This is a genomic window from Richelia sinica FACHB-800, from assembly GCF_014698825.1.
Lineage (GTDB): Bacteria > Cyanobacteriota > Cyanobacteriia > Cyanobacteriales > Nostocaceae > FACHB-800.
This window is the reverse complement of the sequence record NZ_JACJTT010000003.1, coordinates 77,976-90,915: the sequence shown is the minus strand read 5'-3', so window position 1 is coordinate 90,915 and position 12,940 is coordinate 77,976. Positions and strand designations below refer to the sequence as shown.

Below are 12,940 nucleotides of genomic sequence, written 5' to 3'. Positions count from 1 at the left end.
ATTTAATTTTTAATTTTTGCTGTATTTGTTAGCTTTATCTGACAATTTTGTGTTATGCTAAATATCGTGATCGAAGCTACAGAAACATCAGTCAAATGCTTACTGAAGATATCTTAGCCCAAGAATTCACAAGATTAGTGAAACAGTATTATCCCCAAGTGGGAGAAATCCTAGAAGGATGTCACGTGAAAGTGATTACAGGCTTTTGGGGGCGGCCTGCTAAACGTTTTCAATACATAGGGATTTATTGTTCTGAAGAAATCATGCCTCATTTGCAAACTCACAAAGAAATTTTGCGAGAGATTGCCGAAAATATGGGGTTAATTCAAGTTGTGTTGATGAATGCCAAGCGATTATTGAGAGATCCTCTCTCAAAGCTAAAACACGCCGATCCACGCCTATGGTTGGAGTTGCAGTTAGTGTCAGTCTGAAGAGGAGATACTAATCAAAACAGGACTGTTGGCGATGATGAACATCATCACTCAGGTAACACTAGCCGCGACAAACTCCAGAGATTTCATGACGAATTGAATATTGATAAACTGGCGCTGAAAACCTCATCTTTGTCTCTGCAAAAAAATCCAGAGAGTTAGCGGCGCTAAAATCAAGAGGCGCGAAATTATGTCTAAACTCCCATTGCTTCCTCCCGACGATTTGCCTCCTAATCAGGTGACAAAACAGGATGGAATGCTACATCTGGAACTAGAACAGTCTATTGGTAGGTGCTTTTATTACACATGCGATCGCATCACCCAAATGCTGCTGTCTAGTTGTCACTGGTACATGACCAATAATGGCACGACTTTGATGCTGATCATTGATGCTCCTGATATAGTATCTTACTGGCATATAGTCAGCAACATTCCCCAATTAGGCAATAGACTAGAGAGATTTAGCAAGGAATCAAAAATTCGCGTTTATCCACCTTTCGGCAAAGGAGCACCCTTTGAAATTAGTGTCAATGAAATCTCCGCTTATCGCGATTGGTTGTAGCTGAGAATTGATAGCAGATTGCCTTTTCATCAAATACAAGTAGAGAATTTATCATTATTTTTAAATTAAGGATTGAGCATTTTTCCCTATGATTGCTCAATTCCTTGATTTTTTTATTAGGAAACGGTATTAGGACATTTCCAACCAATAAAACTTAGACCATAAAAGCCTTTTAGCATTGTATCCTACAATAGCTTGATAAAGCCCTATTCATATCTGTGATAGAGATGGGCTTACTAATAAAATCATTCATTCCTGCATCTAAACAAATTTTTCGGTCTTCCTCCAAAGCATTAGCTGTTAAGGCAATAATATAGGGTTGAGGTATATCTAATTGACGGATGATTTGTGTAGCTGTGATACCGTCCATTTCTGGCATTTGAATATCCATGAAAATAATGTCATAAAAATTTTGTTCTAACCTGGCTAAAACTTCTAAGCCATTGTTAGCAGTATCAACATCATAATTTAGCTTTTTGAGTGTTAATATCGCGACTTTTTGGTTGACTTTATTATCTTCTGCTAAAAGTATCTTTAAGTGAGATTGATGATTTGTGAATTCAAATGGATAAATTTCTGTATTATCTTTTGTGTTGATATTATTATCTACAACTGCTTCGGTCACAATAGTAAAATAAAAAATTGAGCCTTGATTGTGTAATTTTTCTTGATTAACTACCCAATTTTCAGGAGGTGTACCACCGATATAACCACCACTTTCTACCCAAATCGTACCACCCATTAAACTAACTAAGCTTTTACTAATAGCTAAACCTAAACCTGTACCACCATATTTGCGGCTAATGGAAGCATCTGCTTGGGTAAATGGTTGAAATAGTTGATGGAGACGTTCTTTGTCAATCCCAATACCTGTATCTCGAATAGCAAATATTAACTCTAATTGTTGGTTTTCTTTTAGCCTAGTTTTCAGCACTGATATATGAATTTCTCCTGCATTAGTGAACTTAATCGCATTGCCAACTAAATTCAGCAAGATTTGCCGCAACCGGGAAATATCTCCTAAAACTCTCACGGGAATATCAGCAGAAATTTCATACTTAAGATGAATATTTTTAGCTAAAGCTTGTTCTTTCATCAAGTTGCACACAGAAGCAATGACCTCATTCAAAATGACAGGACTTGCTTCTAGTTGGAGCATTCCCGATTCCATTTTCGAGAAATCGAGAATGTCATTAATAATTACCAACAGAGTATCACCACTATCTTTGATGGTTTGAACAATCTCTTTTTGCTCCTCAGATAAATGGGTATTTGCTAGTAACTGAGCCATACCCAACACACCATTCATGGGAGTACGAATTTCATGGCTCATATTAGCTAAAAATTGGCTTTTAGCTTTAGTTGCTGCTTCTGCGGTCTCTTTCGCTTTTGCTAAAGTGATTTCTGCTTGTTTACGATCAGTAATATCTCTAGCTGCTGCATAAATAAGTCCATTTTTAGGTTTGGAACGCCATTCTAAATAAATATATGAACCATCTTTTTTTCTATAACGATTAGTAAAATTTAAGATATCTTGTCCTGTATCCAGGATGTTGATAGCATCAAGTGTTGCTTGCAGGTCGTCAGGATGGACAAAATCGAGAAATTTACATCCATTTAATTCGGCTAGGGAATAACCAAGGGTTGATTCCCATAATGCACTTAATTTACGAAAATATCCATCGGTATCGGCAATACAGAGTAAGTCTAAGGTAGTGTTAAAAAACCTCTCTAATTCCTCAGTTTTATTCAGTAAATCATCTGTCAATTTCTTCTGTTCCGTAATATCTCTTCCGACAGATTGAATTTCTACTAATTCTCCTTGTTGATTAAAAATACCTTGATTAATCCATTGTGTCCAGCCAATTTTGCCATCAGCGCGTTTATCTCGATTTTCTGTGATAAAGCTGGGATTTTCTGGACTTAGTTTAGATAAATTAATCAGTGTAGGCTGCAAGTCGTTAGGATCGGCAAAATCGATCCATTTAAGTCCCACCACTTGCTCAAGAGTACAGCCTAAAGCAGCACACAAAGAATTGTTGGCAAAGGTAATAGTTGTATCTGGTTCTGAGCGTAAAACAAAGTCTGTTTGCTGTTCAACTAATTGCCGATAACGGGTTTCACTTTGTGATAATGATTGTTTAACATGGTATAACATCCAATTAAAAGATGTAGCCAAGGTCTTAATTTCTGTAATTATGTGATTTTCTGATAATGGTTGAGTTAATTTTCCTTGAGCGAGATATTGACTGGCTTGATTTAATTGTAAAATTGGCTGGATAATCCATCTTGCTGTCATGATGCTCATACCTGTGGCTGTTAACAAAGTCAACAGGCATAAAACAATTGTCTGGTGATTATTAGCGGTAATTGCTGCTGTAAAATCTGCTTTGGGTAATGTTAAAACTATTAACCAATCGATGCCATAATTATCTTGATAGGGAATAATCTGAATAAAATTGTGTTTATCTGTTAAACTTAAAGGTTTGTTACCAGTATTTTGAATATTTTGGAAATCAATATGATTTTGGAGAATTGTCTGCACTGTGGCTTTAATCAAGGGTGTTTGAATTTCCTTGATTTGTACCCTTTCTGCTGTGCCATTTACTAATTTATATGGCAGATTATCTGTTGAAGTTGCCACTAATAATCCAGAAGGTTCAATAATTAGAACTTCACCAGATTTGCCAACTTTCAAAGATTTGAGAAACTTGCTAATATGAGATAAGCTTAAATCAATACCGACTACACCTAAAACTTGACCCGATTTGTCATGAACCGGGGCACTGGCGGAAATGGCGATTTCATCGGGGACATTGGCCCAATTATAAATGGGACTCCAAATAGGTTTATTTGCTTCTATGGCTTTTGAATACCATGGGGCATTATTAGGATTTTCATTTTTGAGAATTGTGGGTGGATAGATGCGATCGCCCTGACTGTTGGTACGATAGCTGTAAAGAGTACCAATATCGGACATAGTTACTTCAGCTATTTCTATACTGCCTTGAAAATAGCCTGTACCAATAAACTCATTTTGTTGAGTGCCATAATTGATATAAGTAAAATTGTAATTTTTTAGTTGTTGCCAAAAATATTTACCTAAAGTTTTGAAGTCTTTGGAGCTAATTAATCCCGATTCAATTAATTGCAGATTGATTTGATTGACTTTTTGCGGATTTTGTAAATAGCTATCCAAATGTTGCTTGATGCGATCGCCTATTTCTACCATCAAGCTATTAGTCGTCTCTTCTACCGCTTTCTCTCCACTTCGGTAAGACAAGTAACCCACTAGTCCTACTGCTCCCACAATTTGTAAAACAAAGGGGATAATTAACACTAATCTCAAAGGTATTTGTCGAGATTTTGGCAGTTGAGGGAACATTGGTCTAGTCTTTTACCTTTTGCCTATTAGCAATTACCTATTACTTATTACCACTGTAAGCTAGATCACCAGCAAATGGTGGGAAAACCATTTTTCCTCCCACCCCAGTGGATGTTAATAAATGTAAATATGCCCGTGTCAATCCGGTAAGTCCCTCACTGCGGTAGTCTAGATGAGAGTGAATTTATCGCCTGGTTTGACATATTATTTTATGACTTCAGTTTCTAGTCCTCCGCGCACAATTCGTATTGGTTCACGTAAAAGTCAACTAGCACTAGTTCAAACTTACTGGGTAAGAGAGCAACTTCAGAAAAGCTTTCCTGAGATCAATTTTGAAGTCCACACCATGTCTACCCAAGGCGACAAAATCCTGGATGTAGCATTAGCCAAAATTGGCGATAAAGGACTGTTTACTAAAGAGCTTGAGGTGGGAATGCTCAATCAAGAAATTGATTTTGCTGTCCATTCCCTGAAAGATTTGCCGACTAACTTACCAGAAGGGTTGACTTTAGCAGCGATTACAGAAAGAGAAAATCCTGCTGATGCCCTGGTGCTGCATGAAAAGCACAAAGGTTTGACGATTGAGAATCTCCCTGCTGGTGCAGTGATTGGTACTTCTTCACTGCGAAGACTAGCACAGTTACGCCATAAGTTCCCCCATTTTACCTTTAAAGATATCCGGGGAAATTTGAATACACGCATGGCAAAACTCGATGCTGGCGAGTATGATGCGCTAATTTTAGCGGTTGCTGGTTTAGAAAGATTGGGAATGGGCGATCGCGTTCACCAAATTTTACCTAAAGAAGTTTCCCTTCATGCCGTTGGTCAAGGTGCTTTGGGGATTGAATGCCGTGCTGATGATCAGGAACTCATTTCCCTATTAAAAGCCATTGAACACCCCGAAACACGCGATCGCTGTTTGGCAGAACGTGCCTTCCTACGTGACTTAGAAGGCGGTTGTCAAGTACCCATCGGTGTGAATACAGAAATTGAGAATGGCAATTTAACACTCTCAGGTATAGTTGCTAGTGTGGATGGTCAAAAGTTAGTCCAAGATACCGTATCTGGGCCAGCTGCTAATGCCGAAGCCTTAGGCACAGAACTAGCTAATCGCTTGCGGCAACAAGGCGCACAAGAAATCTTAAATGCCATCTTTGCGGAAATTCAACGGGGTTCTTAAGGAACAGGTGAAAATTCACCATTGACCACTGACAACTAACCATTGACCAGGGAAACAAAAACTACCATGCGGATTTTATTTGTAGCAGCCGAAGCTGCTCCTATTGCGAAAGTAGGAGGAATGGGTGATGTTGTAGGTGCATTACCCAAGGTCTTGAGACAAATGGGGCATGATGTACGGATTTTCATGCCTTACTATGGCTTTCTGCCAGATAAAATGGAAATTCCCAAAGAGCCAATTTGGCGGGGATATGCCATGTTCCAGGACTTTGCCGTTTACGAAACAGTCCTGCCTGGTACTGATGTTCCCTTGTATTTATTTGGTCATCCATCCTTCATGCCCCGCCGCATCTATTCTGGAGAAGATGAAGATTGGCGGTTCACCTTGTTTGCCAATGGTGCGGCGGAATTTTGCTGGAACTACTGGAAACCAGAAATTGTCCACTGTCACGACTGGCACACAGGCATGTTACCTGTCTGGCTCCACCAATCTCCAGATATCACCAGCGTATTCACCATCCACAACCTAGCCTATCAAGGGCCTTGGCGCTGGTATCTAGAGAAAATTACTTGGTGTCCCTGGTATATGCAAGGACACAACACCATGGCCGCTGCGGTGCAATTTGCAGATAGGGTAAATACGGTTTCTCCCACCTATGCCGAGCAAATTAAGACACCGGCCTATGGTGAACAAATAGAAGGTTTGCTTTCCTTTATTAGTGGTAAGTTATCTGGGATTATTAATGGCATAGATACGGAACTTTATAATCCCGCCGATGATAAATACATAGCCCAAACCTTTACTGCCGATACCCTTGACAAACGTAAAGCTAACAAAATTGCTTTGCAGGAAGAAGTGGGATTAGAAGTTAACGCCAATGCCTTTTTAATTGGCATGGTGACAAGGTTGGTAGAACAAAAAGGTCTAGATTTGGTGTTGCAAATTTTAGACCGATTCATGGCCTATACAGATGCTCAGTTTGTTTTATTGGGAACAGGCGATCGCTACTACGAAACCCAAATGTGGCAGTTAGCATCCCGCTATCCTGGACGTATGGCCACCTACCTGCTGTATAACGACGCTTTATCTCGCCGCATTTATGCAGGAAGTGACGCATTTTTAATGCCTAGCCGCTTTGAACCTTGTGGAATTAGCCAAATGTTAGCCTTGCGCTATGGTTCTGTTCCCATTGTTCGTCGTACAGGGGGATTAGTTGACACCGTATCGCACCACGACCCCATCAACACCGCAGGGACAGGTTATTGCTTCGACCGCTATGAACCCCTAGACCTATTTACCTGTATGATTCGCGCTTGGGAAGGCTTCCGTTTCAAACCCCAATGGCAAGAATTACAGCAACGGGGTATGAGTCAAGACTTTAGCTGGTATCGTTCCGCTAAACAGTACGACAACCTCTATCGGTCAATGTACGGTTTGCCACCACAGGAAGAAGCAGTAGCACCAGAGTTAGTGTTGGTAGGTGAAAGTTAACAGGTGACAGGTGACAGAAAGAGAGGAAGAGATGGGGAGAGGGGGAGAGGGGGAGGAAAAAGAAGATATTCCTATTCCTCCTTGTCCCCCTTGTCCTCCGTTTCCTCCCCTATACCCAAAATCATGTGCCAAAAAAATATTTCTGCTTCATAATTTAGTTTAAGCGCATTAATATTTAGCTGACTATGGATAATTTACCCCACAGCCAGTCTGGTTCAGAAGCAGGGGGAGGTTTACCTGTCATTCAATATTGGGTAGAACAAACTCTAACTCCCCAAGGGTTGCGACTGTGGCAAACCCTGAATCATCACAGTGCTTGTCTATCCTGTGCCTGGGGGACGGGGGGACAAAAAGGCGGATTTGTTAATGAAGCGGGAGAATATTTACAACGCTGTGCCAAAAGTGTAGAAGCGATCGCCGCAGAATTGCAACCAGGGATTAAGCCAGGTTTTTTCCAGCAATATTGTCTTCATCAGTTGCAACAACTCACTTCCCAAGAATGCGATCGCTTGGGTAGACTGAGTTATCCGCTTATTCTCAGACCTGGTGCATCTCACTACGAACCTATTAGCTGGGAAGAAGTTTTCCAAATTGCGACCAAAGCCTTTAGCATTGCACCAGAACGCATCGCTACCTATAGTTCTGGACGTTCATCCAATGAAGCGGCTTATTTACTACAACTGTTGATGCGATCGCTCGGTAGCAATAACCTAGCAGACTGTTCAGACTTGTGTCACGCTCCCTCAACCGTCGGCTTAAAACAAGTCTTCGGTTCAGGTACATCAATGGTCTGTCTAGAAAGCCTCAAGCATAGTGATTGTGTGGTGTTAATAGGCTCAAATGCACCTGCAAATCATCCCCGACTGATGAACGAATTAATTCAGTTGCGGGAACGAGGCGGTAAAGTTATTGTCATCAACCCCCAAATTGAAATTGGTTTAGTTAAATTTGCCTCTCCTGCATTTCCCATCAAATCCTTACTCACTGGTGGTTCAGATATCTCATCCCTCTATTTACAACTGATTCCTGGCAGTGATGTTGCCCTATTTGTCGGTTTGCAAAAATCCCTTCTGGAACAGAACTTAATTAAAAATAAGTATCTTTCTGCATATACTCAAGGCTGGGAAGCAGTTTTAGACTACGCTCGCCATATATCGTGGCACACCATCACCACCACCTGTGGATTGTCCCAAGAGGAAATTACAGCTGCCGCTTATTTGATTGGTACATCCCAGCGCGTAGTGTTTGCCTGGGCAATGGGTATTACTCAACATAGCAATGGTGTGGATAATGTTTTCAGTATTGCAAATACAGCCCTAATAACAGGTAATGCAGGCAAATTAGGTGCAGGGACAATGCCAATTCGGGGACATTCCAATGTGCAAGGTTTTGGTTCCATGGGTGTCACCATAAATTTGCGTCAGGAAATCAAACAAGCACTCTCTCAACTATTAGGAAAATCTTTGAGTGAAACCCCTGGTTATCATACTCGTGACCTTATAGAAGCAGCACAACAAGGAAAAGTAGATACTCTTTTCTGCTTGGGTGGAAATTTATATGCAGCCAATCCTAACTTACAGCAAGCAAAACAGGCACTATCACAAATAGAAACGATTTTCTATGTCTCGACTAAACCCAATCTAGGACATTTTCACGGTTTAGCTAAACAGCAAACTCTGCTTTTACCTGTCTTCAATCGATTTGAAAATCCTCACAAAACAACAACGGAATCTGGTAATAATTTCGTCAGATTAAATGACGAGGGTAAAAGTCATTTACAACCACCAGAAGCTGATCTGATCTCCGAAGTGGAATTAATCACTGAAATTGCTCACTGTCTACACGGTGAAACTCCTATCAATTGGCGCAAGCTGCAAGATACTACCTATGTGAGAGAAGTAATTGCGAAAACCATACCTGGTTATCAACAACTAGCCACAATCGACCAAACAAAACAGGAATTTATCATTGCAGGAAGAATTTTTAATGAGCCTAAATTTCCTACAGCTGATGGTAAAGCCCAGATTTTTGTTACACCCATACCCCAATTAACTTTACCCCATCCAACAGCCTTTGGTCTGGCAGAAAATCAGCAGGGAATTGTTGTCATCTTAGGAACAGGTCGCAGTTATGGACAACATAATACAGTAGTTTATCGGAGTGCAGATAAATATCGAGGAATGCCCCATCGCCATTGTATTTTGATGAATCCTACAGATATCAAAACAGCAGGATTAAAACCACATCAGCAAGTTACTGTCAGAGGAGATGCGGGAGAATTAAAAAATATTGAAATTATTGCAGGTGCTATTCGGGAAGGTGTAGCTTTTATGTTCTATCCTGAAGCCAATGTTTTATTCACAGCCTCTACTGACCCTAAAAGTGGCACACCAGCATATAAAAGAGTTGCTGTTTGCGTATTTGTGGATAGCCATAGACAAGGCAGTTAGGACATGAAAGAAAAGGAAAACTAAGACAACCAAAAGCTTTTAGCACTTTCCTCCGGCACGCTGGGCGTTAGCGTAGCTCCTCTGGAAGAGGTACGCTGTCTTTGATAAGCCAGCGCGGTAGTCGAAACTCACGGCAAGCCTGTAACCTGTCACCTGTCAACTGCTACAAGATTTCTGTAAATTCCCTCACTTCTGAACGCCTATTTTGAGAAGAGCGAAAAAATAGACAGGTGGATCTAAAAATAGTTCATGCAGTCAGTGTTGAACATTGAGTAGTCTTAACGAAGAAGCTGCTTGTGAATACTGTTCATCTGGATTTAGAGGTTTAACTATCTAACTAAGTTAAATCTACCTTTGCTTGTCAGATTAGACAGGTAATCAAGTTCATCTACATTATCCACAGATGAAAATCTCAGTTTTGTGGTTACTTGGAAAAACTACGCTGGGAATTGTCAGTTTACGGAGCAAGAGTCTACAACATCAGGATTAGTTCTCAGTACACACAGGAGTGCACCTATGAGTCAAAACTTAAATGGGCAGAATACACTAAATCCAAAAATCAATACTGAGCAAATCGAACAAATTATTAAAGCCATAATAGTAGGGAAGTATTCTTGGGCCTGTGTGTTAATTCTACGTTTCGCTGGCTATGACCCTATAGACTATATACCCTACCGTACTTATATCAGATTACTTAAAAATAATTGCCTGGCTCAAGAGAACTGAAGTCAGGAGGCACTTTTTACCTACTAATACCAATAGAAAAAATGATGGCAATTGATGGATTGATATTATGTCTGGTGAACGATTGATCATCTGTAATTGCCCATTTCATATCCTAACAATAGGCAAAAACCAGGACAGGATGTCACTCCAGACTAAACACTCAACATTGTCCGAACTCCTCAACTCCTCCTTATGATTTACCATGCAGCTATCCCCAACTATCAATTACAACCGATTTTCAAAGAAATTTTGTGGCATAAAAAGCTAGAAGTATCACACATACAGCAAGAGATGTCTTTGGCTTCTTTGCAGCGTCAATTATCAGCTGCACCAACGGTCAGAGATTTTGTCACGGCTATACAGCAAAGTGTTTTAAAACCTAGCTTAATTGCAGAGGTCAAAAAAGCCTCACCTTATCAAGGTTTAATTAGACCAGATTTTCAACCAGTGGCGATCGCTCAGGCTTATGAACGGGCTGGTGTTTCTTGTATATCTGTCGTCACTGACCACAAGTTCTTTCAAGGCAGTTTTGAGCAATTACGGTCTATTCGCTATTGTGTGGCTTTACCTCTGCTCTGCAAGGATTTTATCATCGACCCTTGCCAAATTTATTTAGCTAGGGCAGCTGGTGCAGATGCTGTCTTATTAATTGCGGCAATTCTGACCGACCGGGAGATCCAAAACTTCTTGCGTGTCATTCACTACTTGGGGATGAATGCAGTAGTGGAAGTTCATAACTTTGGAGAATTGGAACGGGTGCTACGCTTAGAAGATATCCGCATTATCTCCATGAATAATCGCAGTTTAGAAGATTTGAGTGTAGATACCAGTGTAACTGAGACCTTATTGGCAACCAAGCGATCGCAACTCGAAAATATGGGTATTCTAGTTTTCAGTGATTCAGGCATAGAAACTTCGGCAGACATATCTGTAGTCACTGATGCTGGTGCTAATGGGGTGATCATGGGGGAATCTTTCCTCAAACATCAAGATGTTGAGTTAGCAGTGCGGAATTTATTAAAATCCAATTTTCCTGTTTACAAAGATTTACTAACTAAGGGAATCAAGACAATTTAGTTGCATTTCATAAAACTTCCACCCCATCCTTCACCAGGGTGGGTTTTTGTGTTGGCACAAAGGTTTAAAAAATATAATCTTAATGTTATATGTAGAAAGTATAGTAGGGGACAAGTGACAGGTGACTGGTGACAGTGCTAAAAGCCTTTTTGTGTCTAAGTTTTAGTTGTAGTTAATGTCCTAACTGTCTTGTCTAGGCTATATCTTTGAAAACCCAAGCTCAATATTTTCTGCCAACTCAAACATTAATTTTTACAAATTTATTATCTACCATTTGTTTTGTACCTGCTATGAAACATCCCCAAGTCAGGAAGAAGTCTGATAATTTACGGCTTCTGCATTTAATTATCGGTTTATTAATTGTTAATTTAGATTTTTTTGCTGTCAATATAGGGGTTTTCGCTGCACCAGATCCAGTCCTCACTAAGGCTGAAGTTTACAAGCTGATTAAAGTCGTAGAATTACTCTTACCAAACCAAACTACACGCTTGGCAAAACTTAAAGATGTGGTTATACCTCGCGATGCAGTGAAAACAGGAGCAAGTTCTGAAGCTCAATTATTCTTTAATGATAAATCTTTAATTCGTGTAGACCAAAGCAGTATTTTCAGATTTGCACCAGGGTTACGTCGTTTTCAACTGCCTAACCGATTAGCCTTAAATGAAATGATTTTTACCCTCGAAAATGGTACAGCTTTAATTTTAAGTCCACCAGGAAGCGTGGGGACAGCAGTGGAAACACCAGAAAGCAAAATTAGGATTTTAGCACCAAGTCAAGTATCTTCCAAATCTCCAGAATTACTGATAGCAGCTAATAAAAATAATCAGCTAAAATTGTCATCTAATGATTTATTATCCCCTGCTAATAAAGCCAGTGCAGTTATGGTAATTCATGATGCTGCCAGCCATAATACACAAATATTTGCACTTACAGATGGAGATATTAAAATTTCCGACCAGCAGGAAAAAAAGACTGTGGCTTTAAAAGGTGGTCAAACAGTAGCAGTACAAAATGGTTTGGTAGGAACAGTTCAAGAATTTGATTTGCAAGGATTTTATAAATTAATTTCTTTAGCCAGTGGTTTAGGTCCAGGTCAAGAAAATTTAGTGGCTCAAGAAGCACAACCAGTCCAAGAAACTATCAATGCAATTCGCATTCAAACCTTAGCCGCTTTGAAAAATCAAACCAAGCGATTTGAAGGGTTTACCAGAACTTTTTTAAGTGATGCTTTAGACGGAACAGAAGGGGATTTAAATCCCCGTCCCCAAGCTACAGTGAGAATTATTAATCCTCAAGTTACTACTGGAACTTTTATTCGTCGCAGGGGCAATACAGCAGTTTTTATTCCCGATAATGCAAATTTTACCAATAATAATCAGCAGGGAATTAGAAGAATGCAGGTAGATTTTCAAGCAGGTACTGCCAATGTTGATGGAAATACAGGAATAGCCAATCAAGCAGGTTTAAATGGAAATAATGCCACTGTTTCCGTAATTAATAGCGATGGACAAATTACCCAAATTGATGTGTTTGCAGTCAATGGTGAACAACCAAAGGAAGGGACTCCTTACCGTGGCAGTTTAACAACTGGCATCGCACGCGATCGCTAATCATAATAACATTCATTTTTAAATATCA

The 12,940-nt window shown here is 40.0% G+C and carries 9 protein-coding genes; 8 read left to right on the top strand and 1 reads right to left on the bottom strand.

What is annotated here, in order from left to right; genetic code table 11:
• Nucleotides 1–95 precede the first annotated feature (95 nt).
• Both H6G73_RS03885 and H6G73_RS03880 read left to right on the top strand, forming a co-directional pair.
• Nucleotides 96–431, top strand: a complete 336-nt coding sequence (locus tag H6G73_RS03885; protein ID WP_190601641.1) for a hypothetical protein — start codon at nt 96–98, stop codon at nt 429–431.
• A 190-nt stretch (nt 432–621) separates the two neighbouring features.
• Nucleotides 622–993, top strand: coding sequence for a hypothetical protein (locus H6G73_RS03880; protein WP_190601640.1), 372 nt, complete (start codon nt 622–624; stop codon nt 991–993).
• 172 nt (nt 994–1,165) lie between these two features.
• On the opposite strand, the gene H6G73_RS03875 is transcribed toward H6G73_RS03880, so the two are convergent.
• Complete coding sequence (locus H6G73_RS03875; RefSeq protein ID WP_190601639.1) at nt 1,166–4,378, bottom strand: PAS domain S-box protein; 3,213 nt, start codon at nt 4,376–4,378, stop codon at nt 1,166–1,168.
• Nucleotides 4,379–4,589: 211 nt separating this feature from the next.
• Here H6G73_RS03875 and hemC point away from each other — a divergent pair, with 211 nt between their 5' ends.
• From hemC to H6G73_RS03845, 6 genes are all read left to right on the top strand, one after another.
• Nucleotides 4,590–5,558: a hydroxymethylbilane synthase gene (hemC, locus tag H6G73_RS03870; RefSeq protein WP_190601638.1), complete on the top strand. Its 969-nt coding sequence runs from the start codon at nt 4,590–4,592 to the stop codon at nt 5,556–5,558.
• A gap of 66 nt (nt 5,559–5,624) precedes the next feature.
• A complete protein-coding gene (gene glgA / locus H6G73_RS03865; protein ID WP_190601637.1) occupies nt 5,625–7,049 on the top strand; it encodes a glycogen synthase GlgA in 1,425 nt (474 codons plus the stop codon).
• A gap of 185 nt (nt 7,050–7,234) precedes the next feature.
• Entirely contained in the window at nt 7,235–9,499 is a 2,265-nt protein-coding gene (locus H6G73_RS03860) for an FdhF/YdeP family oxidoreductase (RefSeq protein WP_190601636.1), read from the top strand.
• A 516-nt stretch (nt 9,500–10,015) separates the two neighbouring features.
• The gene (locus H6G73_RS03855; protein WP_190601635.1) at nt 10,016–10,225 is read left to right on the top strand and encodes a HetP family heterocyst commitment protein; all 210 of its coding nucleotides are present in this window, start codon (nt 10,016–10,018) and stop codon (nt 10,223–10,225) included.
• 192 nt (nt 10,226–10,417) lie between these two features.
• Entirely contained in the window at nt 10,418–11,302 is an 885-nt protein-coding gene (trpC, locus tag H6G73_RS03850) for an indole-3-glycerol phosphate synthase TrpC (RefSeq protein ID WP_190601634.1), read from the top strand.
• Between the two features lie 290 nt (nt 11,303–11,592).
• Nucleotides 11,593–12,912, top strand: coding sequence for a hypothetical protein (locus H6G73_RS03845; protein ID WP_242034110.1), 1,320 nt, complete (start codon nt 11,593–11,595; stop codon nt 12,910–12,912).
• Nucleotides 12,913–12,940 lie beyond the last annotated feature (28 nt).